General features: G+C 55.5%; 21 protein-coding genes. 13 read left to right on the top strand and 8 right to left on the bottom strand.

Annotated features, from left to right (window positions below; all coding sequences use genetic code 11):
* Positions 1-3: 3 nt before the first annotated feature.
* The 3 genes from glgX to asd form a co-directional block, all read right to left on the bottom strand.
* Positions 4-2,022, bottom strand: a complete 2,019-nt coding sequence (gene glgX, locus AC0Z7K_RS10130) for a glycogen debranching protein GlgX (protein WP_485614235.1) — start codon at positions 2,020-2,022, stop codon at positions 4-6.
* Positions 2,022-4,205: a 1,4-alpha-glucan branching enzyme gene (gene glgB, locus AC0Z7K_RS10125; RefSeq protein ID WP_485614234.1), complete on the bottom strand. Its 2,184-nt coding sequence runs from the start codon at positions 4,203-4,205 to the stop codon at positions 2,022-2,024. The genes glgX and glgB overlap by 1 nt, the downstream gene beginning before the upstream one ends.
* A 401-nt stretch (positions 4,206-4,606) precedes the next feature.
* Entirely contained in the window at positions 4,607-5,710 is a 1,104-nt protein-coding gene (gene asd / locus AC0Z7K_RS10120) for an aspartate-semialdehyde dehydrogenase (protein WP_112167592.1), read from the bottom strand.
* Between the two features lie 215 nt (positions 5,711-5,925).
* Between asd and AC0Z7K_RS10115 the strand changes: the two genes are divergently transcribed.
* The gene (locus AC0Z7K_RS10115) at positions 5,926-6,519 is read left to right on the top strand and encodes a YhgN family NAAT transporter (protein WP_056775258.1); all 594 of its coding nucleotides are present in this window, start codon (positions 5,926-5,928) and stop codon (positions 6,517-6,519) included.
* A 64-nt stretch (positions 6,520-6,583) separates the two neighbouring features.
* On the opposite strand, the gene gntT is transcribed toward AC0Z7K_RS10115, so the two are convergent.
* Positions 6,584-7,900, bottom strand: coding sequence for a gluconate transporter (gntT, locus tag AC0Z7K_RS10110; protein ID WP_413530203.1), 1,317 nt, complete (start codon positions 7,898-7,900; stop codon positions 6,584-6,586).
* A gap of 246 nt (positions 7,901-8,146) precedes the next feature.
* Between gntT and AC0Z7K_RS10105 the strand changes: the two genes are divergently transcribed.
* Entirely contained in the window at positions 8,147-8,662 is a 516-nt protein-coding gene (locus AC0Z7K_RS10105; RefSeq protein WP_413530202.1) for a gluconokinase, read from the top strand.
* 67 nt (positions 8,663-8,729) lie between these two features.
* Here the strand turns inward: AC0Z7K_RS10105 and AC0Z7K_RS10100 are convergent, their stop codons facing one another.
* On the bottom strand, positions 8,730-9,536 hold the full coding sequence (locus AC0Z7K_RS10100; protein ID WP_413530198.1) for an IclR family transcriptional regulator: 807 nt from the start codon (positions 9,534-9,536) through the stop codon (positions 8,730-8,732).
* Positions 9,537-9,827: 291 nt separating this feature from the next.
* Between AC0Z7K_RS10100 and yiaK the strand changes: the two genes are divergently transcribed.
* The 9 genes from yiaK (at position 9,828) to AC0Z7K_RS10055 (ending at position 18,520) form a co-directional block, all read left to right on the top strand.
* Positions 9,828-10,826 (top strand): 3-dehydro-L-gulonate 2-dehydrogenase, encoded by a 999-nt coding sequence (yiaK, locus tag AC0Z7K_RS10095; RefSeq protein WP_485614232.1) that lies wholly within the window; start codon positions 9,828-9,830, stop codon positions 10,824-10,826.
* An 11-nt stretch (positions 10,827-10,837) separates the two neighbouring features.
* The gene (locus AC0Z7K_RS10090) at positions 10,838-11,305 is read left to right on the top strand and encodes a NanQ anomerase/TabA/YiaL family protein (RefSeq protein ID WP_485614230.1); all 468 of its coding nucleotides are present in this window, start codon (positions 10,838-10,840) and stop codon (positions 11,303-11,305) included.
* 43 nt (positions 11,306-11,348) lie between these two features.
* Positions 11,349-12,323 carry a DUF4862 family protein gene (locus AC0Z7K_RS10085; protein ID WP_485614228.1) on the top strand — a complete coding sequence of 325 codons (975 nt, stop codon included), beginning with the start codon at positions 11,349-11,351 and terminating at the stop codon, positions 12,321-12,323.
* Positions 12,324-12,432: 109 nt separating this feature from the next.
* A complete protein-coding gene (locus AC0Z7K_RS10080; protein ID WP_413530194.1) occupies positions 12,433-13,770 on the top strand; it encodes an MFS transporter in 1,338 nt (445 codons plus the stop codon).
* A 9-nt stretch (positions 13,771-13,779) separates the two neighbouring features.
* Positions 13,780-15,309, top strand: coding sequence for an FGGY-family carbohydrate kinase (locus AC0Z7K_RS10075; RefSeq protein ID WP_485614227.1), 1,530 nt, complete (start codon positions 13,780-13,782; stop codon positions 15,307-15,309).
* Entirely contained in the window at positions 15,302-15,961 is a 660-nt protein-coding gene (gene ulaD, locus AC0Z7K_RS10070; RefSeq protein WP_485614225.1) for a 3-keto-L-gulonate-6-phosphate decarboxylase UlaD, read from the top strand. The genes AC0Z7K_RS10075 and ulaD overlap by 8 nt, the downstream gene beginning before the upstream one ends.
* Positions 15,958-16,818 carry an L-ribulose-5-phosphate 3-epimerase gene (locus tag AC0Z7K_RS10065; RefSeq protein WP_485614224.1) on the top strand — a complete coding sequence of 287 codons (861 nt, stop codon included), beginning with the start codon at positions 15,958-15,960 and terminating at the stop codon, positions 16,816-16,818. Before ulaD ends, AC0Z7K_RS10065 begins: the two co-directional genes overlap by 4 nt.
* Positions 16,812-17,513, top strand: coding sequence for an L-ribulose-5-phosphate 4-epimerase (gene araD / locus AC0Z7K_RS10060; protein WP_485614223.1), 702 nt, complete (start codon positions 16,812-16,814; stop codon positions 17,511-17,513). The genes AC0Z7K_RS10065 and araD overlap by 7 nt, the downstream gene beginning before the upstream one ends.
* A gap of 137 nt (positions 17,514-17,650) precedes the next feature.
* Positions 17,651-18,520, top strand: coding sequence for a phosphoribulokinase (locus AC0Z7K_RS10055; protein WP_413530189.1), 870 nt, complete (start codon positions 17,651-17,653; stop codon positions 18,518-18,520).
* A 6-nt stretch (positions 18,521-18,526) separates the two neighbouring features.
* On the opposite strand, the gene AC0Z7K_RS10050 is transcribed toward AC0Z7K_RS10055, so the two are convergent.
* Both AC0Z7K_RS10050 and AC0Z7K_RS10045 read right to left on the bottom strand, forming a co-directional pair.
* Entirely contained in the window at positions 18,527-19,711 is a 1,185-nt protein-coding gene (locus AC0Z7K_RS10050) for an amidohydrolase (protein WP_485614221.1), read from the bottom strand.
* A 15-nt stretch (positions 19,712-19,726) separates the two neighbouring features.
* Complete coding sequence (locus tag AC0Z7K_RS10045; protein ID WP_485614219.1) at positions 19,727-20,917, bottom strand: MFS transporter; 1,191 nt, start codon at positions 20,915-20,917, stop codon at positions 19,727-19,729.
* Positions 20,918-21,131: 214 nt separating this feature from the next.
* Here AC0Z7K_RS10045 and AC0Z7K_RS10040 point away from each other — a divergent pair, with 214 nt between their 5' ends.
* Positions 21,132-22,040, top strand: a complete 909-nt coding sequence (locus tag AC0Z7K_RS10040) for a LysR substrate-binding domain-containing protein (protein WP_485614218.1) — start codon at positions 21,132-21,134, stop codon at positions 22,038-22,040.
* 1 nt (position 22,041) lies between these two features.
* Here AC0Z7K_RS10040 and AC0Z7K_RS10035 read toward each other — a convergent pair whose 3' ends face one another.
* Positions 22,042-22,449 carry an OsmC family protein gene (locus AC0Z7K_RS10035; RefSeq protein WP_485614217.1) on the bottom strand — a complete coding sequence of 136 codons (408 nt, stop codon included), beginning with the start codon at positions 22,447-22,449 and terminating at the stop codon, positions 22,042-22,044.
* A 362-nt stretch (positions 22,450-22,811) separates the two neighbouring features.
* Between AC0Z7K_RS10035 and crp the strand changes: the two genes are divergently transcribed.
* A complete protein-coding gene (gene crp / locus AC0Z7K_RS10030; protein ID WP_056775291.1) occupies positions 22,812-23,444 on the top strand; it encodes a cAMP-activated global transcriptional regulator CRP in 633 nt (210 codons plus the stop codon).
* Positions 23,445-23,463: the final 19 nt, after the last annotated feature.

The following is a 23,463-nucleotide window of genomic DNA, read 5'->3' as shown; positions in this document are numbered from 1 at the left end:
TAGTTACCGGCTCTGTGGAGTGAAATCTTGTAGGACACAGAGGGTTTTCGCTGCTGCCCGCCATTGCGAGCCTTCCATGACGCGTCGGGGTTCCTCGTCAAAAAGCACACTGTTGAACGGCGCAACCGGCTGCCAGTTTCCCGCCGGCAGTTGCAAGTCAACGTCGTGCAAAGAAGCATTCACAATGAGAAGCCAGCGCTGGGACAGGCGGATTTGCAGCCACTGCTGCGGCCCCTGCTCCCAGTCACCGACGCTCATCGGTTGCCCCTGTTGATTCAGCCATTGCACATCGCCACTGTCGTCCTGCCACCTGCGGTTTTGCGTCAGTGCCGGAATTTTCCGGCGCAATGCAATCAGCGCACAAACGTAGGCCGTCAGGCTTTCATCCGCATTTTCCCAGTCGAGCCAGGTCAGCGGATTGTCCTGACAGTAGGCGTTGTTGTTGCCTGACTGGCTGTTGCCGTGCTCGTCACCGGCCAGCAACATCGGCGTGCCCTGTGACAAAAACAGCGTCGCCAGCAGCGCGCGCTGGCTGAGACGACGCTGCTGCAAGACATCTGCAGATGCGTCCAGCCCTTCCTCGCCGTGGTTTTGGCTGAAGTTCTCGTTATGGCCGTCACGGTTTTCTTCGCCGTTGGCCTGGTTATGCTTCTGGTTAAAACTCACGACATCACGCAGCGTGAAGCCGTCGTGCGCGGTGAGCATATTGATACTGGCGTAAGGCGCGCGCTGCGCCGGATCGAACTTATCCGCTGACGCCGCAATCCGGCCGGCAAATTGCCCGATCGAAATATCGCCGTGCAGCCAGAACTGACGCATTTCGTCGCGCCACACGTCGTTCCATTCAGCGAACGGAGCCGGGAAATTCCCCAGCTGATAACCCCCAGTGCCGATATCCCAGGGTTCAGCGATTAGCTTGACCTGCGACAGCACGGCGTCCTGTTTAATGGCTTCGAACAGCGGCGATTGCGCGGTGAACTCCGGCGTTCTGCCCAGAAGCGTCGCTAAATCAAACCGAAATCCATCGACGTGACATTCGCGCACCCAATAGCGCAGGCAGTCGAGCGTCCAGGCGACCACCTCGTCGTCCACCAGCCGCAGCGAATTGCCGCAGCCGGTCATGTTATTGTCGGAACCATCCTCGTTCAGCCAGTACCAGCTGGCATTATCAATTCCGCGAAACGAGATAAACGGCCCGTCGATAGCCAATTCAGCGCTGTGGTTAAACACCACGTCGAGGATCACTTCGATCCCCGCCTGATGCAGAGCTTTCACCGCCGATTTGAATTCGCTCAGCGCCGACACACCGCCCAGGCCGCTGGCATAACGCGGGTCGATGGCGCACGGCGCGAGCACGTTGTAGCCCCAGTAATTGGTCAGGCCAAGGCGTTGCAGGCGCGGTTCGTCGGCATGATGTTGCACCGGTAAGAGTTCAATGGCGGTGACGCCCAGATGCTGCAAATATTCGAGCATGACCGGATGTGCCAGCCCGGCGTAAGTGCCGCGCAGCGCCGCCGGAATACGCGGATGCTGACGGGTCAGACCGCGCACGTGCGCTTCGTAAATTACGGTATCGCCCCACGCCGTGGCGGGCGGTTTGTCATCTTCCCAGTCAAATTTCCCGGCTACGACCACAGACTTCGGTGCGACGACCGCGCTGTCGCGATCATCCGGCGCATCGACGCCGCCGGTAAAACGCGCGTTGTCGAGCAGTACGCCGTCAATCGCCCGCGCACTGGGGTCGATCAGCACTTTTTTCGGATTAAAACGATGGCCGTTTTTCGGATCGAACGGCCCGTAAACCCGATAACCATAACGCTGTCCGGCTTTGGCTCCCGGCAAAAATCCGTGCCACAGATTGCCGGTGCGTGCAGTCAGCGGCAGATGCTGCTCGCTCCCGTTCTCATCAAACAGACATAACTCCACTTTTTCCGCATGTGCGGAGTACAGGCAAAAATTAACGCCGTTATCTCTGAGATGCGCACCAAAGGGTGCGGACTGACCGGGCTCAAGCTGCTTCATTACGGCTCCCTGCGCAAATAGACCGTCGCCAGTGGCGGGATGGTTACGCTTATCGAATGTTCACGCTGATGCTGACTGATATTTTCACTGTGAACCGCACCGGCGTTGCCAACGTTGCTGCCGTGGTAGAAGTGCGAATCGGTATTAAGAATTTCGCGGTACACGCCCGGGCGGCTGATGCCAATGCGATAGTCGTAGCGCGGCACCGGTGTGAAGTTGCTGATGACAATCACCTCACCGGCGTTTTCGTCGCGGCGTGCGAAGGCGAAAATCGAGTTGGCGTGATCGTCGACCACCAGCCATTCAAAACCGCGCGGATTGAAATCCAGCTCGTACAGCGGCGCGTTGTCGCGATACGTATGGTTGAGATCGCGCACCAGATGCTGCACGCCGGCGTGCCAGCTGTTCGGATCATCAAGCAGATGCCAGTCGAGGCTGGCGTTGAAATTCCACTCGCGCCCCTGTGCAAATTCGCAGCCCATGAACAGCAGTTTTTTCCCCGGATGCGCCCACATAAAGCCGTAATAAGCGCGCAGGTTGGCAAACTTCTGCCAGGCGTCGCCGGGCATTTTGTCGATCAGGGATTTTTTACCGTGGACAACTTCATCGTGCGACAGCGGCAAAATGAAGTTCTCGCTGTAGGCGTAAAGCACGCCGAACGTCATAAGATTGTGGTGATATTTGCGATGAACCGGATCGAGCTGCATGTATTTGAGCGAGTCATTCATCCAGCCCATATTCCACTTGTAGTGGAAGCCCAGCCCGTTGGCATCAGGCGGCATAGTAACGCCCGGATAGTCGGTGGACTCTTCTGCCAGCGTCACCGCGCCACCAAGCTCGCGACCAATGGTCTGGTTGGTGTATTTCAGGAAAGCGATGGCTTCGAGATTTTCGCGGCCGCCGTAATAGTTGGGGATCCACTCTCCGGCTTTACGGCTGTAATCACGGTAAATCATTGAGGCGACGGCATCGACGCGCAGGCCATCAATCCCGAACCGCTCGATCCAGTAAAAACCATTTCCCGCCAGATAGTTGCGCACTTCGTGGCGACCATAGTTATAAATCAGGGTGTTCCAGTCCTGATGATAACCTTCGCGCGGATCGGCATATTCGTACAGCGCGGTGCCGTCGAATTCCGCCAGACCGTGGGAATCGCTGGGGAAATGCCCAGGCACCCAATCGAGGATCACATTCAGCCCGGCGTTGTGCGCGGCTTCCACCAGCGCTTTAAAATCTTGCGGCGTGCCGAAGCGGCGGGTCGGCGCATACATGCCGAGCGGCTGATAGCCCCAGCTGCCATCGAACGGGTGCTCGTTCACCGGCATCAGTTCGATATGGGTGAAGCCCATCCATTTGGCGTAGGACACCAGCTGCTCCGCAAGTTCGCCGTAGCTCAGCCAGAAGTTATCGTCAGTATGGCGACGCCAGGATCCCAGATGTACTTCGTATACCGATACCGGCTGATTCAGCGCATTGGCTTTCTTGCGCGTTTCTGAAAACGGCACAATATCCGGCAGCTTGCGGACGCAGGACGCCGTTTCCGGGCGCATCTGCGCTTCAAACGCATACGGATCAGCGCGCAGGCTCACATTACCGTGACAGTCGATAATTTCGAATTTATACAGCTGACCTTCGCTCACCGCCGGGATGAACAATTCCCAGATCCCGTTTTCGCGGCGCTGACGCATCGGGTGGCGGCGGCCATCCCAGAAGTTGAACTCGCCGACAACCGAAATGCGCTGGGCGTTGGGTGCCCAGACCGCAAAACTGACGCCCGCGACGTTATCGAGCGTTTGCAGATGCGCGCCCAGTTTTTCGTAAGGCCGCAGGTGCGTGCCTTCGGACAGGAGCCAGATGTCCAGCTCCTGTAACAGCGTGCCGAAACGGTAAGCATCGTCAATCACATGGAGGTTTTCGCCCCAGCGCACTTCCAGCTGATAACGAAAGAAATTCTTACGACGCGGCATCAGGCCGACAAAAAAACCGCGATCGTCAGTGCGTCGCAGTTCGATAACTCTTTTACCTTTCTCCGCATCAATCACCCAGACCTGATCGGCATCCGGCAGCAGTGCGCGCACTTCCAGTCCGGCGGCGACGGCGTGCATCCCCAGCAGAGAAAAAGGATCAGCGTAGTGACCCGATATAATTTGATTAATGACGTGCTGATCGGGAAGTACAGACATGAATTTCGTCCTATGATTAATTAAATCAATAAATCCAATAAAATCATTCAGGTACTCAATACGAAACGTGATCCCAGTGTGCTCCCCTTTTTATCGTTGCTTTGTGATCTCGTCCGGTTTCAGTTTTGCTAAAAAGTGCGCGATTGCGCCCGTGCTCACATTTTCTAAATAAGTCTCAGTTTCAGCTTCTCAAAGAGGCTTGGCTCTTCTACTAAGCATAGACAAAGGTTGAAGAAATCAGCGGGAAGAAACCGAGGAATTTATCTCAAAATGAAATACAGAGAGATGCGCTGGCAAAATGCAGATAAACGGTAAAGTGATTGATGACAGAAACAAAAACGGGACACCGTGCTGGTGTCCCGTTGAGCTGAAAACGGCGCCGTTGTCCGTAAACAGGCGGGTTAGAGAAGAATACGCAACATACGGCGTAAAGGCTCTGCTGCGCCCCACAGCAGTTGGTCACCGACGGTGAACGCAGACAGATATTGCGGGCCCATATTTAGCTTACGCAGACGCCCAACCGGCGTGTTCATAGTGCCGGTCACTGCGGCCGGCGTCAGTTCGCGCATCGACAGTTCACGGTCGTTCGGGATCACGCGAACCCAGTCGTTGTGCGTCGCCAGCATTTGTTCAATTTCAGGGATCGACACGTCTTTTTTCAGTTTCAGGGTGAACGCCTGGCTATGACAGCGCAACGCGCCGATACGCACACACAGACCGTCTACCGGAATGATGCTTGAGGTACCGAGAATTTTGTTGGTTTCCGCCTGACCTTTCCACTCTTCTTTGGTCTGGCCGTTATCGAGCTGCTTGTCGATCCACGGGATCAGACCACCTGCCAGCGGCACGCCGAAGTTATCGGTTGGCAACGTGCCACTGCGGGTCAGCGCGGTGACTTTACGTTCGATATCCAGGATGGCCGACGCCGGATTTTCCAGCTCCTTCGCCACGCTGTTGTGTAGCATGCCCATTTGTGTCAGCAGTTCGCGCATGTGACGCGCGCCGCCGCCGGAAGCCGCCTGATAAGTCGCAACCGACGCCCACTCGATCAGGTCGTTAGCGAACAGGCCACCGAGAGACATCAGCATCAGGCTGACGGTACAGTTACCGCCAACAAAGGTTTTGATACCTTTATCGATGCCCTGATGGATCACTGCGCTGTTAACCGGGTCGAGGATGATTATCGCGTCATCCTTCATTCTCAGAGAAGATGCTGCGTCGATCCAGTAGCCTGACCAACCGATTTCACGCAGCTTCGGATAGATTTCATTGGTATAATCGCCGCCCTGGCAGGTGATGATAATGTCCAGCGCACTCAATGCGTCCAGATCATAAGCATCCTGTAAGGTGCCAGTCTGCCCCGTAAAATCCGGAGCGGCCTGACCATGCTGAGAGGTGGAGAAGAATACCGGACGGATAGCGTCGAAATCGCGTTCTTCAATCATGCGTTGCATGAGTACAGAACCGACCATCCCGCGCCAACCAACGAAACCTACATTTTTCATAATGACTGTCCTGCCCTGAGGGTGATAGCTGTGTAAAACTGCTTGAACACGCGTTTGCACTAAGTTGGCGCCTTTTTATGATGCGCCATGCTCTGTTTCCGCGCTGGTCTACCACCTTACAAAATGTACTAGAAGTGGCAAGTGAATTTAATCAATAGTGCAGCGTTTAATAGCAGCACAACTTATAACAGGCGTTTTATCATTCTGAGGTAGTCATGACCGAAATGATTTCAGCAACCATCTTGCTGTTTTTAATTATGGATCCGCTGGGCAATTTACCGATTTTCATGTCGGTCTTAAAACATCTCGACCCGAAACGCCGTCGCGTGGTGCTGATCCGCGAAATGCTGATTGCCCTGCTGCTGATGCTGATCTTCCTGTTCGCCGGGGAAAAAATCCTGTCGTTCCTGAATCTGCGCACTGAAACCGTCTCGATTTCCGGCGGCATCATTCTGTTTCTGATTGCCATCAAAATGATTTTCCCGTCCGAAGAAAAAAGCAGCACGGGTTTGTCCGCCGGTGAAGAACCTTTTCTCGTGCCGATGGCCATCCCGCTGGTTGCCGGTCCGTCGATTCTCGCCACGCTGATGCTGCTGTCGCATCAGTATCCGAACCAGATGAGCCACCTGACGCTGGCATTGTTTATCGCCTGGGGCCTGTCGATGGCGATCCTGCTGCTGTCGAACCTGTTTCTGCGTCTGCTCGGCGACAAAGGCGTCAGCGCCCTCGAACGCCTGATGGGCCTGATTCTGGTCATGCTGTCGACCCAAATGTTCCTCGACGGGATCAGGGCGTATTTGAAAATTTAGCAGATGTCAGAAACGAAAAAGGCGAACCGGTTGGCTCGCCTTTTTTATTACTGTCGTTTTCCCGTCACACCACCATCGACAGCAACAAACATCCGCCGAGGCCGCAGAGGGAAATAATGGTTTCCAGCACGGACCAGGATTTGAAGGTTTCGACGATGCTCAGGTTGAAATATTCCTTGAACAACCAGAAGCCCGGATCGTTGACGTGCGAGAAAATCACGCTGCCGGAACCGACGGCGATCACCATCAGCTCAGGGCTGACACCGGTAGTCGCGATCAAAGGCGCGGCGATACCGCCTGCCGTAATCGCTGCCACCGTGGCAGAACCCAGCGCAATACGCAGAACCGCAGCGATGGACCACGCCAGCAGGATTGGCGACAAGGTACTGCCGTCCATCATTGCGGCGATATATTTCTCGATTCCACTGTCGACCAGCACCTGTTTGAACGCACCGCCACCGCCGATAATCAGCAGCATCATTGCAATGATTTTGATGGAATCGCTGACCGTCGCCATCACGTCTTCCATCTTACGTCCACGGTTCAGGCCGAAGGTGAAGATAGCGATGAGCACTGCAATCAGCGTTGCCATCACCGGGTCGCCGAAGAATTCAGCGTATGCCAGCACGGGATGGCCCTTCGGCAGGATCATTTCGCAGACGGCGCGGAACGCCATCAGAATGACCGGTACCAGAGACGTCGCGACGCTGACGCCAAAGCTTGGCATTTCGGCTTCAGTAAAGGTTTTCGGATTGAACAGGCCTTCCGGCACCGGTTTGTCGATCCCTTTCAGGAAACGCGCATACACCGGCCCGGCCAGAATCACCGTCGGCACCGCCAGCAGCGAACCGTACAACAGCGTTTTGCCCATATCCGCGTGGAAGATCGTTGCAATCGCCGTCGGCCCCGGATGCGGGGGCAGGAAACCGTGGGTGACGGATAACGCGGCGGCCATCGGTACGCCGACATACAGCAGCGGCAGTCGTGCAGCTGCTGCTACGGTAAACACCAGCGGCAGCATGAGAACGAAGCCCACTTCGTAGAACAGCGCAAAACCGACGATAAAACCGGTCAGCACGATCGCCCACTGAATGTGTTCACGACCAAACTTCTCGATAAGCGTGGTGGCAATCCGTTGTGCACCCCCGCAGTCGGCCAGCATTTTACCGAGCATGGCCCCAAAGCCCATGATCAGCGCCAGACTACCTAACGTACCGCCGACCCCATTTTTAATGGAGGTAATGACTTTATCGACCGGCATGCCTTGCATGATACCCACCGCCAGCGCGACCAGAATCAGTGCGATGAAGCCGTTGAGCTTGAACCGAATCATCAGTAATAAGAGCAGTGCGACGCCCACCGCTACAATAATTAGTGGCATATTCTTCCCCTCATGCTGTCGCTCTGGTGCAGTAATCCAATGAGCGACGCATTGTTTTTAATTTTCAACATGTTGTAGGAATTAACAGTGCAACGGGTACAGACCGCGACCGCTAAAACAGCAGTGCATTCCTTTGTGATATTAGTCACATCTCCATTTGTTACCGGTATCATGATACCGGTAACATGCTAATATTAGGACTCACTACACAGTCAAAATTTTCATTTTGGGATAGAGATCATACTTATGGCAGGACAAAGCATCATTCTGATGGGCGTGTCAGGCAGCGGTAAATCCACCGTCGGCGCGGCACTGGCCCGTGAAATCAACGCGAAATTCATCGACGGTGATGATCTTCATCCCCGCGCCAATATTCAAAAGATGGCCAGCGGCACGCCACTGAACGACGACGATCGTGCACCCTGGTTGTTACGTTTAAACGATGCGGCCTACAGCCTGCGCCATAAAAACGAAACTGGCGTCATTGTCTGTTCTGCCCTGAAACGCCGCTACCGTGACGCGCTGCGTAAAGACAACGAAGGCATGGTGTTCATCTACATGAAAGGCAGTTTTGACGTGATCGCCGATCGCCTGAAAGCACGCGCCGGGCACTTCATGCCGACCGATTTACTGAGAAGCCAGTTCGAGGCACTCGAAGAACCGGGTGAAGACGAACCTGATGTCTTACGCGTCAATATCGATCACAAGTTCGACGGCGTGGTCGATCGCTGCGTAGCAGCTCTGAAGACGGTTAAGGGGTAGTTTTCGCTTTCTGCCCATACAGAGATCCCTGGCCTTTCGCCGGGGATTTTTTATCTGCCATCCCCCCTCACCCCACCTTCAACCCCAATTCTCCCGAGATCGCCACGGCGGTGTCTTTCAGAGGTTTCAGTAACGCGTCTTCGCCAATCACGCCGAGTTTGGCGGTTGAGAGGGAAATCGAGACGGCGTATGTGACGCGGTTGTGGATATCAAACACCGGCACCGCCAGGCAGGAGACCCCGAGTTCGTTCTCTTCGCGGTCCATCGCCAGACCCTGTTCGCGGATCCGTGCCAGCTCCTGATTCATATGTTTGAGGTCAACAATCGTATTGCGGGTCAGCGGCTGGATTTGCTCGCGGTGGCTTTCCCAATATGCGGGCACGTAATCCGGGTGTCCGTAGGCCATGTAGATTTTGCCCATCGCCGAACAATGCAGCGGCATATGCTGGCCGATGTAGGCGCGGGTGCGCAGCATGCCGGTGGTCGGTTCCAGTTTATAAATCAGGATGGCGTGATCGTCTTCCCGGCTGGAAAAATTCACCGTCTCGCCGGTCGCGAGGTTCAGCGCTTCCAGATGCGGCGCGGCGACGTGGATGATATTGAGCGAGGACAGGGATTTCTGTCCGACGGAAATAAACTTGGTGGTTAAACGATAGCTGCCCGCCGCAGGTGCGGCAGTGACATATCCGCAGGATTGCAACCCCTGAAGTAGCCGGTGAACTGTACTTTTGTTCAGCTCTGCGAGTTCGGAAAGGTGCGCCAGCGGGCACCCGTTCGGGTAATTGCTGAGGATCTCGATCAGTTGCAGCCCGCGAAACAAACTCTGACTTCCCGCCGGTTTATCCTTTGCTTGCTCATTCTCTATGTCTTTCATTACCCGATGACTTCCTGTTATGCCGATGCTTCAACGATGGTAGCGCAAAGTCCCTTCACGCGCGAAGTAACTCCTGTTCCCTCCCTGGCTTTTTGCCCACCTGAAAACGTGCCTTCCGTCACGATCCTGAGATCTGCTTTTTATATTGATGATTTAAAAGCATTTTTAAAATCACCGTATGGATTGTTTTATAAACAACACAAGAGTAGATTTTTGAAATTAGATTCCACATAGTGAAATATAGAGATCTAAAAACACTCAAAAAATTTAACAACTGTTGCGGAGAAAGGCATGAAACTGAGTTTTGATGAGCTGAAAACGGAGTTCGAACGGGTGCTGTTAGCCCGACACGTGAAACCCGAAATGGCCGCTGAATGCGCCACAATGTTCGCGCAAACTACCGAATCCGGCGTTTATTCCCACGGCGTAAACCGCTTCCCGCGTTTTATTCAGCAGCTGGATCAAGGCGATATTCACCCGGATGCGATCGCGAAAAAGATCCTGTCACTGGGGGCTATCGAACAGTGGGATGCCCAAAGGTCGATAGGCAATCTGACCGCCAAAAAAATGATGGATCGCGCCATTTCGCTGGCGTCCGATCACGGCATCGGGCTGATTGCGGTGCGCAATGCCAACCACTGGATGCGCGGCGGCAGCTACGGCTGGCAGGCGGCGGAGAAAGGCTATATCGGGATTTGCTGGACCAACTCCATCGCAGTCATGCCGCCGTGGGGTGCAAAAGAGTGTCGTATAGGCACCAACCCGCTGATCGTCGCCATCCCTGGTTCGCCGATCACCATGGTTGATATGTCGATGTCGATGTTCTCCTACGGCATGCTGGAGGTTAACCGTCTGGCTGGGCGCGAACTGCCGGTGGACGGCGGCTTTGACGATAATGGCGAACTGACCCGCGAACCCGGCGTGATCGAAAAAAATCGTCGCATTCTGCCAATGGGCTACTGGAAAGGATCAGGCTTATCCATCGTACTGGACATGATCGCCACCCTGCTCTCCGACGGCGCGTCTGTTGCAGAAGTCACCGAGGACAACTCGGACGAATACGGCATCTCGCAGATTTTCATCGCGATCGAAGTCGACCGCCTGATTGACGGCGCAACCCGCGATGCAAAACTACAACGCATCATGGATTACGTCACCAGCGCTGAGCGCAACAATCCGGACGTCGCGGTTCGCCTGCCCGGCCATGAATTTACACGCCTGCTGGACGAAAACCGTCGCAACGGCATCACCATAGACGACAGCATCTGGGCGAAAATCCAGGAATTATAAGGAGATAGCACATGATATTTGGACATATCAGCAATCCGAATCCCTGCACATTTCCGGCGGCTATTGAGAAGGCGCTTAATTTTTTGCGCACGACCAATTTTCAGCAGCTTGAAACCGGCGTTGTGGAGATTGAAGGCAGAGATATTTACGCGCAGATTTTGGATTTAACCACTAAACCGAAAGCGGAAAACCCACCGGAAGTTCACCGCCGTTATATTGATATTCAATTTTTAGCGTCGGGTGAAGAAATTATTGGCGTGGCAGCCGATTGCGGATCCAATGAAATATCACAGTCATTACTGGAAGAGCGTGACATTATTTTTTATCACCAGATGGAAAATGAATCCGAAATCATTATGAAGCCCGGTTCTTACGCCATATTTTTCCCGCAGGATGTTCATCGCCCTGCCTGTATTTATAATGACGTCAGCCAAATCCGAAAAGTGGTGGTGAAAGTTAAGATGGAATCGCTCGGTTAATTAACACACGTAAGAGAATTACTCTTCATTAGGGAAATTAATTATGACAAAGCACGCGGGCTTTATTGTCGGCGCTTATCCTTGCGCGCCCTCATTTCATCAGCACCCTGAAAATAAAGAAACGGAATTCTGGAGGAAACTCACCGATCTTCCTGATATTCGCGGAATAGAACAACCTTGCCTGGAGGATTTACATCCGTCAGGTGACGCGTATTTATTTAAACATTTGCCGCAGGCCTGGGACATCGTGATCACCGGCGTGATGGAAACCATGCGCCGTCGCGGTTCACAGCCGGGCTTCGGGCTGGCCTCGGAGGATCCGCAGCTGCGTCGCGCCTGCATCAGCTTCTATCGCCACATTTTTGAGAAAGTCAGCAGCGCCAATGATGCCGCTGGCAGAAAGAGAATTCTGGCCGTGGAATTGCAGTCTGCGCCGCTGGCAGGGACGCAAAATATTGAGCTCGCCACGCACTGTTTCACCGAGTCGCTTCAGGACATTCTCAGCTGGGACTGGCCGTGCGAGCTGATCCTCGAGCATTGCGATGCGCTGGATAAGCCCGACGTGCGCAAAGGTTTTCTGCCGCTGGAGAGCGAACTGGCCGCCATCAGCGAGGCAAAAGCGCAGAGCGGTAAAAGCGTCGGGATGTGCATCAACTGGGCGCGGTCTGCGATTGAAGGCCGCAATACCGCGTTACCGCTTGAACATCTGCAAGCCTGCCAGCAGGCCGGGGCACTCAGCGCGCTGATGTTCTCCGGCACCGCGACCGGCGGTGCTTACGGCGAATGGCAGGATGTGCACGCGCCTTTCGCACCTTTCACCGGTAGTGAAGTGGCGTGCCCGGAAAGCCTGATGACCGTAGATCTTGCCGCTGAGATGTTCCGCCACGCTCCGTTGGAAACGTTAAGCTTTGCCGGCATTAAATTACTGGAAATGAATAAGGACGCCAGCGTCGATCATCGCATTGCTATTTTACAGGATGGGATCCAGGCCATGAATATGGCGATCAATAAAAAATAACAATCATAAAACAGTCATTCTTTTATTTTTCTACACCACCCTTTTTATCTGAGGGGAAACCCGCTCGTCTGTAAGACGACTGCGCAACTCATGATTAAGGTAATCAGTGATGAACAAATACTCTGACACACTACAAAACAATGCCTCAGTAAAAGAAATACCCAAACAACGCTGGCTGAGAATAATTCCGCCCATTCTTATCGCCTGTATTATTTCTTATATGGACAGGGTAAATATCGCCTTTGCCATGCCGGGCGGTATGGATGCGGATTTAGGTATTACTGCGTCGATGGCCGGTCTGGCAGGCGGGATATTTTTCATCGGTTATTTATTCCTGCAAGTGCCCGGTGGGAAAATCGCGGTGCACGGCAGCGGTAAGAAATTTATCGGCTGGTCGCTGGTGGCGTGGGTGATTATCTCGATTCTCACCGGTCTGGTGGTAAATCAGTACCAGCTGCTGTTCCTGCGCTTCGCGCTGGGCGTGGCGGAAGGCGGCATGTTGCCGGTGGTGCTGACCATGATCAGCAACTGGTTCCCGGACGCTGAACGCGGCAGAGCCAACGCCATTGTGATCATGTTCGTGCCGATCGCCGGGATCATCACCGCCCCGCTGTCCGGCCTGATCATCAGTGCGCTGGACTGGCGCTGGCTGTTCATTATTGAAGGGCTGCTCTCCGCCGTGGTGCTGGTGATGTGGATGCTAACCGTCTGCGACCGCCCACAGGAAGCGCGATGGATCTCGCCGGAAGAGAAAAACTGGCTGATATCTACGCTGGCCGCCGAACAGAAAGCCATCGCCGGGAAAGAAGTCAGAAATGCCTCACTTAGCGCGGTACTGGCCAACAAAACCATGTGGCAACTGATCGCCCTCAACTTCTTCTATCAGACCGGTATTTACGGCTACACCCTGTGGCTGCCAACCATCCTGAAAGAGCTGACGCACTCAACGATGGGACAGGTCGGCGTGCTCGCCATTCTGCCCTACATCGGCGCGGTCGCCGGAATGTTGCTGTTCTCAACCCTGTCGGATCGCACCGGCAAACGCAAACTGTTCGTCTTTCTGCCGCTGCTCGGTTTCGCCGCCTGCATGTTCCTCTCGGTGATGCTGAAAAATTACATCTGGGTGTCCTACGCGGCGCTGGTCGGCTGCGGGTTCTTCCTGCAATCCGCCGCCGGTGTGTTCTGGACGATTCCCGCCAAGCTGTTCAGCGCGGAAATGGCCGGTGGTGCGCGCGGTGTGATCAACGCCCTCGGTAATCTCGGCGGCTTTTGCGGCCCCTACGCCGTCGGCCTGTTGATCACCTTCTACAGCAAGGACGCGGGCGTTTACTGTCTGGCGATCTCCCTGACGCTGGCCGCGCTGATGGCACTGCTGCTGCCTGCACGCTGCGACGTCCCGGCGCAATCTACTACCAAACTGCCCGGCGGCCGCACGTCGGCAGCCTGAGGGATCACCATGAAAACGTCCTCAGAGGAATACTGGTTAGGCATCGACTGCGGCGGCACCTATCTCAAAGCGGGATTATACGACCGGACGGGTCAGGAGGCAGGCGTCAGCCGCCAGCCTCTGCCGGTGCTGAGTGATCATCCCGGTTGGGCGGAGCGTGATATGCCTGCGCTGTGGAAATCGTGCAGCAGCTGCATCGCGACGCTGCTGTACCAGCAAAACGTCAGCGGCCAGCAGGTGAAAGGTATTGGCATATCAGCACAAGGCAAGGGATTGTTTTTACTCGACAAATCCGGCCACCCGCTCGGGCGCGGCATGTTGTCTTCCGACCGCCGCGCCGGGGATGTGATCGACGCCTGGCAGCGCGACGGGTTGCACGAGCACATTTACCCGCTGACCCGACAGGCGCTGTGGGCAGGGCACCCGGTGACGTTACTGCGCTGGATAAAGCTCCATCAGCCTGAGCGCTATCAGCAAATCGGCACGGTGATGATGGCGCACGACTATCTGCGTTATTGCCTGACCGGCGAGCGCGGCTGCGAAGAAACCAACATTTCCGAATCCAATCTGTATCACATGGCGCGCGGTGGCTATGTGCCGGAGCTGGCGGAAATGCTGGGCATCGGCGAAATCAGCGCGGCGCTGCCACCGGTGGTCGGCTCTGCACAAATCTGCGGCACAGTGACGCAAAGCGTCGCGGCGTTGACCGGGCTCGCCGCCGGAACGCCGGTGGTTGGCGGCCTGTTCGACGTGGTCTCTACCGCGCTGTGTGCCGGTCTTCAGGATGAATTCACCCTCAACGCGGTGATGGGTACCTGGGCGGTGACCAGCGGGATTTCGCCGCAAATCGCCACGCACGAGAATCATCCTTACGTGTATGGCCGTTACGCAGGCGGCGAAGGTTATCTGATCCACGAAGCCAGCCCGACCTCTTCCGCCAATCTCGAATGGCTGAACCGGCAAGCGGGCGACGTACCGTTTGAAGAGATCAACCGCGCCGCGGGCGCCCTGCCGAAAGCGGGCACCGATATCTTATTCCTGCCCTTCCTTTACGGCAGCAATCAGGGCGCGGAAATGACCGCCGGATTCTATGGCCTGCAATCGCTGCACCAGCGTGAGCATCTGTGGCAGGCGGTGTACGAAGGCGTGGTGTTCAGCCACATGACCCATCTCAATCGCATGCGCCAGCGCTTTCCGCGGGCACATACCCTGCGCGTCACCGGCGGCCCGACGCGTTCAGCCGTGTGGATGCAAATGCTCGCCGACGTCAGCGGCATGCCGGTGGAACTGCCGCAGATCGAAGAAACCGGCTGTCTGGGCGCTGCGCTGGCGGCGATGGTCGGCGCGGGGATTTACCCGACGTTTTCACAGGCTCAGCAACATCTGCGTTATGAGGTGAAACGGCTGGAGCCAGACGCCACCGCGCACGCGGTTTATCAGAAAAAATTACAACGTTACCAGTTCCTGATTGACGCACTGGGGGCTTACCACGCCCGCTGCGCGACGGCGGAACCACAAGGAAGCCCTGCTCATGACTAAACCTCTTCTCCAGCTGGCGCTGGATCACACTGATCTGACGGCGGCGCTGCACACAGCTAAAGCGTTGAAAAATCATGTGGATATCATCGAAGCAGGCACCATTTTGTGCCTGTGCGAAGGATTACAGGCGGTGCAAACGCTGCGGGCACTTTGCCCGGCGAAAATTCTGGTGGCGGATCTGAAAGTCGCCGATGCCGGGGAAACGCTGGCACAGGAGGCATTCAAAGCGGGTGCCAACTGGATGACGGTCATCTGCGCTGCGCCGCTGGCCACCGTCATCAAAGCCCACGACATCGCCACCACGTATCAGGGCGAAATCCAGATCGAGCTGTTTGGCAACTGGACGATGCGGGATGCCCGCGACTGGTACGCCGCCGGGATCCGTCAGGCGATTTATCACCGTGGCCGCGATGCACAGGCCAGCGGACAAACCTGGGGGCAAGCAGATCTGGATCGTATGAAACAGCTGTCCGATATCGGTCTGCGGCTGTCGGTGACCGGCGGCATCACCCCCGCCGATCTGCCACTGTTTCGCGACATCGACGTGCAGGCGTTTATCGCCGGACGTGCGCTGTCCGATGCGGCACAGCCCGCGCAGGTCGCGCAAGCATTTCATCAGCAAATCAACGCCATCTGGGGGGCGACCGCATGAGAAAGCATCCGCTGGGCATCTACGAAAAAGCGCTGCCAAAACACCTGAGCTGGCCGGAAAGGCTGGCGCTGGCGAAAAGCTGCGGTTTTGATTTTGTCGAAATGTCGGTTGATGAAACCGACAAACGCCTGTCACGCCTCGACTGGAGCATCACGCAGCGCGTGGCGCTGGTCGAAGCGATGATGGAAATTGGCGTAGCGATCCCCTCGATGTGTCTCTCCGCCCACCGGCGTTTTCCGTTCGGCAGCCACGAGGAAAGCGTTCGCCTACGCGCGCGGGAAATCATGCTTAAGGCGATCAAACTGGCGCGGGATTTAGGCATTCGCACCGTGCAGTTAGCCGGTTACGACGTTTATTACGAAGCGTCCGATCCGGGCACCCGTGAACGGTTCGCCGAAGGGCTGGCGTGGGCGGTGGAACAGGCCGCCGCCGCACAGGTGACGCTGGCGGTGGAGATCATGGATACCGAATTTATGAACTCGATAACCAAGTGGAAAGCGTGGGACACCCGCCTGAATTCACCGTGGTTCAGCGTTTATCCGGATATCGGCAACCTCAGCGCGTGGGGCAACGATGTGGCGACGGAGCTGGCGCTCGGCATTGATCGCATCGCGGCTATTCATCTCAAAGATACCTATCCGGTCACCGCCACTTCGCAAGGGCAGTTCCGCGATGTGCCGTTCGGCGAAGGCTGCGTTGATTTCACCGGATTCTTCCGCACGCTGGCGACGCTGAATTATCGCGGCGCCTTCCTGATCGAAATGTGGACGGAAAACGCCGCCGAGCCGGTGCTGGAAATCATCAAAGCGCGTCAGTGGATCGAAGCCAAAATGCAGGAAGGAGCATTTACATGTTAGAAGAGCTGAAACAACAGGTGCTGGCCGCCAATCTTGCGCTGCCCGCCCATCATCTGGTGACGTTTACCTGGGGCAACGTCAGCGCCATCGACCGTGAAAAAGATCTGGTGGTGATCAAACCCTCGGGCGTCGATTACACCGCAATGACCGCTGACGATATGGTGGTGGTGGATCTGCACACCGGCAAGCGCGTTGAAGGCAGCAAAAATCCCTCGTCGGATACCGCCACACATCTGGCACTGTACCGGCAATTCCCCGGCATCGGCGGCATTGTGCATACGCATTCCCGCCACGCGACCATCTGGTCACAGGCGGGTTTAGATTTACCGGCATGGGGCACCACGCACGCGGATTATTTCTACGGCGACATTCCCTGCACCCGCCCGATGACCGAGGCGGAAATCAACGGCGCGTACGAACTGGAAACCGGCAACGTCATCATCGAAACCTTTGCGCGTCGGGAATTGGATGCCATGCAGATCCCGGCGGTGCTGGTGCATTCACACGGGCCTTTCGCGTGGGGGAAAAGCGCTGCCGACGCCGTACACAACGCCGTGGTGCTGGAGGAATGTGCCTATATGGGAATTTTCTCGCGCCAGCTGACACCCGCTCTCAGCCCGATGCAGTCCGTGCTGATGGACAAACATTACCTGCGAAAACACGGCAAAAATGCCTATTACGGGCAGTTGAAATAACCGGTCGTCGCCTGTCACTTCTCGAATAAATATGGTAACAATAGGCTTAATTATGCGCAGCGTGGACGCCAGGTCTTCGACCACAGAAAAGACCGCGGCACGCCTGCCAGCATCACCTTTATGGAGAACAGCGCATTATGTCAGCCAAACATCCTGTTATTGCAGTCACCGGTTCGAGCGGTGCAGGCACCACCACCACCAGCCTGGCTTTTCGTAAGATATTCCAACAACTTGGACTGCGCGCGGCCGAGCTGGAAGGCGACAGTTTCCATCATTTCACCCGCCCGGAAATGGATGCGGCGATCCGCAAGGCGCGCGATCTCGGGCGTCATATCAGCTATTTCGGGCCGGAAGCCAATGACTTCGGCCTGCTGGAAAAAAGCTTCATCGAATACGGCCAGACCGGCACCGGGCGCTCACGCAAGTATCTGCATACTTATGACGAAGCTGTTCCCTATAATCAGGTGCCGGGCACCTTTACCCCCTGGCAGGCGCTGCCTGAACCGACCGACATTTTATTCTACGAAGGGCTGCACGGCGGTGTGGTCGCGGACAAAATTGACGTCGCCGCGCAGGTTGATTTGCTGGTGGGCGTGGTGCCTATCGTCAACCTCGAATGGATCCAGAAACTGGTGCGTGATACCGGCGAGCGCGGTCATTCCCGTGAGGCGGTGATGGATTCGGTCGTGCGCTCGATGGACGATTATATCAGCTACATCACGCCGCAGTTTTCCCGCACGCACATCAACTTCCAGCGCGTGCCGACCATCGATACCTCCAACCCGTTTGCGGCTAAAGCTATTCCGTCACTGGATGAAAGCTTCGTGGTGATCCACTTTCAGGGTCTCGAGGACATTGATTTCCCATATCTGCTGGCGATGTTGCAGGGCTCCTTTATTTCGCACATCAAAACGCTGGTAGTACCGGGCGGCAAAATGGGGCTGGCAATGGAGCTGATTATGGCGCCGCTGGTGCAGCGCCTGATGGAGGGAAAAAAAATCGAGTAAGCGGGATCAGGCGTCGTTCATCAGCAACTGCTGGATGAAACCGACGTGCAGTTTCACGCCAATCTGTAACGCCTCTTCGTCGAGGCGGAAGCGCGGGTTATGCACACCATAAGTCGCGCCGATTTTCTCGTTACCGCTGCCAATAAACAGGAAGCATCCCGGCACTTTTTGCTGATAAGACGAGAAATCCTCCCCTCCAAACAGCGGTTCGGTCACTTCATGCAGCGCCTGTGCGCCGAGCGTGTTGGCAATCACCTGCCTCGCAATCGCACAGGCGTCGGGATGGTTATCGCCATTGACGTAGCCGCGCGTCCAGCGGATTTCATACTGCGCACCCTGTGCCGCCGTAATTCCCGCAATAATCTGCTCCATCAGCTGCGGCACCCGTTCGCGCACGCCGCTGTGATGGGTGCGCAGCGTTCCGGCCAGCTTCACGCGCTCAGGAATGACGTTATAGCTTTCGCCGGTCTGGAACGTTGCGATAGTCAGCACCGGCACCTGAAGCGGATCGATGCGGCGCGCCACCACGTTTTGCAGCGCCGTCACCACTTCCGCCCCGATCACCACCGGATCGATGCACAGATGCGGCATTGAACCGTGGCCACCTTTGCCGGTAATGGTGATGTCGAAATTATCGGTGGAGGCGCAGAATACGCCCTCTTTAAGGCCGACTTCGCCGGTCGGAGAATTCGGCATCACGTGCAGGCCGAAGATTTTCTCCACGCCGTCGAGCACACCTAACTCCACCAGCTCCTGCGCGCCTCCCGGTGGCAGCTCTTCAGCATGCTGGAAAATAAATCGCACCGAACCGTGCAGCGCGGGCTGACACTGGGTCAGCACTTTCGCCGCGCCCAGCAGCATGGCAGTGTGCGCATCGTGGCCGCAGGCGTGCATGACGCCCGGCACTGTCGAACAGAACGGCTCGTCATTTTCTTCCTGAATCGGTAAGGCGTCGATATCCGCGCGCAGGGCATATTTCGGCCCCGGATGTGCGCCCTGTAAATCCGCCACCACGCTGTTGGGCGTCAGGCGGGTCAGGGTCAGACCACCGAAGCTTTCCAGCTGTTCAGCGATGTAATCGGCCGTTTTATGCTCCTGAAATGACAGCTCAGGATGAGCATGAATATGTCTGCGCCAGCGCAGTACGTCCGTTTTGACCTCAGCCAGCATCGCATCGAAATGAATAGTCATCACACTTCTCCTCAGTTAAGCCGCATCATGCAGCGTTGCGCCCGGTTTCATCGCCAGCGGCAGGATCGCCAGACCGGCCACTACCATCGCCAGCGCCAGAAAAACAAATGTTGAGAGATATCCGTGACTAACGGTGATCAGATATCCCATCGCAATCGGAGCCACAAATCCACCGAGCGTACCGCCGGTGTTAATTATCCCCATCGCCGCGCCCATGACTTCTGAAGGCAGCCGTTTCATCGGCAAGGTGAAGACAGTGACGAACGCCGCCATCAGGAAAATGTAACCGAGGAACAGGAACAGACCGGCGGTCACCGCTGACGTTGAGGTATACACCAGCCAGATGCACACCGCACTGAGCATGGCGCAGCAGAAAATCACCTTCGGCTCTTTACCCTGCATGTATCGCCCTACCAGCCAGCCGGTCGCCAGCGACGAAATCCAAATGCCGAGGCCGCCGGTCGCGACCACCATGCCGGAAACGTCGAGTGACATGCCGCGTTGCTGCACCAGATATTTTGGCAGCCAGGCCATCAGCCCGTAGGAAGGAATGTTGATGCAAAAAATGGAGACGAACAGCAGCAGGACAATCGGGTTTTTCAGCAGCTCGCGATAGCCCGTCACCGCGCCGGTGCGGGGTTGCGCCGCCGGCGGATTCGGCACAAAAACAATGATCGCTGCGGCAATGGCGAACGCCAGCAGACCGAGGATCGAAAACGAGCCGCGCCAGCCGACGCTGTCCAGCGCATAGACCGCAATCAGCGGTCCGGCGGTCATCGCCAGCCCGGCGGAAGAGAGCAGGATAGATTGCGCAAATGTTCGTTTTTCCACGGCAAAATTCGACACCACCGCTTTGGCACACGACGAGGGATAACCTGAATGGCCAATACCCGACAGAAAGCGGAACGTCACCAGCAGGCCGAGACTGAAGCCTAACACACCGAAACATAACGCAAATCCGCCGAGCAGGCACAGCGACAGTGCCAGCACTTTTTTATAGCCGAAGCGGTCGTTCAGCCAGCCTGCGGGAATTTGAAACAGCGAATACGCCAGGAAGAAAATCCCGGTGATATAACCCAGTTGCTCCGGTTGAAGATTAAATTCTCGCTCGATTGGCAGCAGCGCAAAGCCCATCACCGTTTTGTCGATATACACCACCACATAGCCGACAAACAGCAGGAAAATCATCAGGGAACGACTTTTCATAGCGGATATCCCTTTTTGTTATCACCACGTCAGAGGTTCTCACTGTCGGGCGAAAGATAAAATGCGACATGTGTCACGTAATCAACTGAATAACAACATATTATCCTTAACACTACTGACGCTATCAGCTTTACATCCATGCCATAAGATGCAATTTTTAGGCAGGTGATGCTTTTTGCTGATAGGTCATTTGAATGATTAATGAGAGGGCGTCATGCGCTATTTGCCGAAACTCCAGCAACTGAAGGTTTTCCATCAGGTTATCCGCAGCGGCAGTATTCGCGGCGCGGCGCGGGCGATGAATCAGTCGCAACCGGCGGTGAGCAGAACGCTGCGCGAACTGGAGCAAACGCTCGATACAAAGCTTATCGTACGCGGTCATCAGGGCATGGCGCTGACCGAAACCGGCCGCGCGTTCGCCCAGCGGATGCAGTTCATCCTTGAAGAGCTGGAGCGCGCCGCCGAAGAAATCCAGCAGATTAATCAGTATTCACAAGGCTCGGTGGCGATCGGGTTTTCATCGCTGCTGGCACTGACGGTGTTCCCGGCGCTGAATGAGGAATTCAAAACGCAGTTTCCGCAGTCAAAATTGCTGATCAAAGAAGGGCAGCTGTCGGTGCTGCTTCCGGCGCTGCGCGAAGGGAAGCTGGACTTCGCCGTCGGTACCGCCGGGCCGGGATTTCCGCTGGAAGATCTGGTGCGCGAACCGCTGTTCACCGCGCCGTTCGGGATTATCGCCCGTCGCGGTCATCCGCTGGCCAATGCCACACGGCTGGAAGAATTGCAGGATGCGCGCTGGGTATTGCCGGAAACGGATATGGGTTACTACCAGCAGCTACAGCTGGCGGACGGTTTTTATCTGGCAGGAAGTGAAACGCCGGTGCGCACCGATTCGGTAGTGTGCGGGCTGAATATGGTATTGCAGTCGGATTATCTGACCGTCGTGGCGCGGGCGATGCGGGCGCCGTTCGGTTTGCAGGACCCGTTGTGCCTGCTGAAAATCGACACTCTGCCGCAGGCGGAATACTGTGTGCTCTATTCGCAAAAATCGCCGCTGACGTTTGCCGCGCGGCGGTTTTTGGATTTACTGCGCCATCAGTGCCAGTCGTATGACTGGTCGTGACCTATTCGGCTTCAATCACTTCAAAACTGTGGGTGATCGTCGCGGCTTTGCCCAGCATCAGAGAAACAGAACAATATTTCTCGGCAGAAAGGCTGACGGCGCGTTCGACGATCTTATCGGTCAGATCTTTGCCGGTGACGATAAAGTGCAGATTGATGTGCGTGAACAGACGCGGCGCTTCTTCGCGACGCTCTGAAGTCAATTTTACTTCACAATCCCGGACGTCATTGCGGCCTTTTTGCAAAATCGACACCACGTCGATCGCGCTGCAACCGCCCGCAGACATCAGTAACATTTCCATCGGGCTGGGGGCTTTATCGCCCGCATTGCCATCCATTAAAACCTGATGACCTGACGCGGATTCACCTAAAAACGTCAGACCTTCCACCCATTTTACGCGTGCGTGCATTTGCTTATCTCCCGGCGCTCTTAAGAATCAAATTTTCCCCCCAGACTACCCTTTCACCTAAAAACTGGCAACGTAACCCGATCGCCATCATGCTGAAGCGAGACAACACAAGACAGCATTGCAAACCTGTGTTACAAACAAAGCCGAAACATACTTTCCAGCAAATTGCGGTGACGGTTTTCGTGGTTTAAGAACAGAACCCAAGGTGATAACGGCAATATATAGCCGGTTTCACTCCGACATCCGCTTGCAGCATTTCTGGGGAGCTATATGCTGAAAGGGCGCATTAATATTCAGACGCCGTACAGGGAACTCTGAGCCCTGTGATTTTGGGCAGCGATAATAACAGAGGATAATAGCAAATGGTTCTCGGCAAGCCACAAACAGACCCGACTCTTGAATGGTTCCTGTCTCACTGTCATATACATAAGTATCCTTCTAAAAGTACGCTGATTCACCAAGGTGAAAAAGCCGAAACGCTTTACTACATCGTGAAAGGGTCGGTTGCCGTCCTGATTAAAGATGAAGAAGGCAAAGAGATGATACTTTCCTACCTTAACCAAGGTGACTTCATCGGCGAGCTGGGACTCTTCGAAGAAGGTCAGGAACGCAGTGCCTGGGTACGTGCTAAAACTGCCTGTGAAGTGGCTGAAATTTCTTATAAAAAATTCCGCCAGCTGATTCAGGTTAACCCGGACATTCTGATGCGCCTCTCCGCGCAGATGGCAAACCGTCTGCAAATGACGTCTGAGAAAGTCGGTAACCTCGCTTTCCTCGACGTAACGGGCCGTATCGCTCAAACCTTGCTGAATCTGGCCAAACAGCCAGATGCAATGACCCACCCGGACGGGATGCAGATTAAAATCACCCGCCAGGAAATCGGTCAGATCGTCGGTTGCTCCCGTGAAACCGTCGGCCGCATTCTTAAAATGCTGGAAGATCAGAGCCTGATCTCCGCACACGGTAAAACGATTGTCGTCTACGGCACACGTTAATCCCTCAAAAATAGGCGCG

The organism is Rahnella sp. 1L-D-7-B-C2, from assembly GCF_057290995.1.
The sequence above is the reverse complement of the archived record's forward strand: the minus strand, read 5'-3'. Positions and strand labels throughout refer to the sequence as shown.